The 1528-nt window shown below is 62.8% G+C and carries 3 protein-coding genes; 1 reads left to right on the plus strand and 2 read right to left on the minus strand.

The window, feature by feature from the left end:
• Both ENZ75_RS31485 and ENZ75_RS31490 read right to left on the minus strand, forming a co-directional pair.
• Positions 1 to 540, minus strand: coding sequence for a gamma carbonic anhydrase family protein (locus tag ENZ75_RS31485; protein WP_024503875.1), 540 nt, complete (start codon positions 538 to 540; stop codon positions 1 to 3).
• Between the two features lie 19 nt (positions 541 to 559).
• Positions 560 to 901 (minus strand): hypothetical protein, encoded by a 342-nt coding sequence (locus tag ENZ75_RS31490; RefSeq protein ID WP_063168099.1) that lies wholly within the window; start codon positions 899 to 901, stop codon positions 560 to 562.
• Positions 902 to 1026: 125 nt separating this feature from the next.
• On the opposite strand from ENZ75_RS31490, the gene ENZ75_RS31495 reads away from it, so the two are divergent.
• The coding region (locus ENZ75_RS31495) for a hypothetical protein (RefSeq protein ID WP_128278611.1) at positions 1027 to 1528 on the plus strand (502 nt) is incomplete at its 3' end.

Here is a 1528-nt window from a genome sequence, read left to right on the forward strand (position 1 = left end):
CTATGGCCGTTCGAAAACCTTCTTCAACCCCGCCTTGAAGCGCTTGCCGTTGGCGACATAATGCGCCGCCGAGCCGCGCAACCTTGCCACGGCCGCGTCGTCCAGCACCCTGATCGCCTTGGCGGGCGAGCCGACGATCAGCGAATTGTCCGGGAATTCCTTGCCCTCGGTAACCAGCGCACCGGCGCCGACCAGGCAATTCCTGCCGATTTTCGCGCCGTTCAGCACGATGGCGCCCATGCCGATCAGGCTGTTGTCGCCGATCGTGCAGCCATGCAGCAAGGCGCGGTGGCCGATCGTGCAGCCTTCGCCGATCGTCAGCGGGAAACCGGGATCGGTGTGCATGACCGTATGTTCCTGCACGTTGGTGTCGGCACCGATGACGATGGGCTCATTGTCGCCCCGGATGACGGCGCCGAACCAGAAGCCGGCATTGCGTCCGACCCTGACGTCGCCGATCAGCGTCGCATCGGGCGCGATCCAGTTCGAGTCCGCATCGGCGAAGCTGGGCTCTGTTCCATCGATCGCATAAAGCGGCATTCCTGGTCTCCGAATCGTCTCAAGCTGGCAGCTCGGACCCTAGGAGACGGACCGACCATGAGGCAATGGCAAGCACGACGACGCCCAGCGCCAAGGTCCACGCAATTGCCGTGCAGCCGCAGGACATCAGCGCCAACGTTGAAATGCGGCGCTGACGCCGGGCATCGATGGCGTCGTTGACCAGCATGAACGGTCCCGCACAGGCCGTGGCGAGCAGCGAGCGCAAGACATGTGACGGCGACACATAGGGTTCGGTGAAGGCGACCTTGCGGCCCGACACCAGTTCCATGGCCGATCCGGCCAGCCCGCAGGCCGTCAACCCGACGGCAAAAGCAAAGAGTGTGAGTTCCAGCGGTCCCATCTTAACTTTCCGTTTACCATGAAATTGCACAGTCGTTCCATGCAGGCTGCAAGAGCCATGCCGTGCGATGTGTGCCGCCCGGGGACACTGCAGGCGGACGGGCGGCCCGAGATCCGAGGACTGAGATGAAGCAGGCAGCGCTCGCCAACGAACTCACCGTGGTCGATTCCAGGCTGATGAAGCGGGTGCTCTACGGGTTCGCGGTGCTCGCCCTGTTGTCGGTGGCGATCAGCCTTGCCGGCAAATGGTTCGGCCATTCGATCGCCATGGCCGGATACACCGACGACGCAACAGCCCACCAGGTGGTGATCGGCAACAATGTCATCACGGTCCCGGCCAATGCCATCCGTTTCGCCCAGGCCCGGCGCGACGGCATCGCCTCGCGGCTCGACCTCTATCTGCGCTATCCCCAGATGGACGGCTACAGCGAGGCCGCGCGAGATGATTTCAACCATACGGGAACAGCCAAAAGCATCGTCTTCCTGTCCTTCGAACAGCAGATGATGTCGCGTGACATGAGCGGCCGCTTCGCGCCGATCTACAGCGCGCTGATCATCCGACCCGGCACTGCCGGGCCTGGCGGCACGATGATTTATGGTTTCAACGAGAAATCAGGCTATCTGAACG

Origin of the sequence: Mesorhizobium sp. M7A.F.Ca.CA.002.04.1.1, assembly GCF_004022805.1 — a bacterium.
Lineage (GTDB): Bacteria > Pseudomonadota > Alphaproteobacteria > Rhizobiales > Rhizobiaceae > Mesorhizobium > Mesorhizobium ciceri.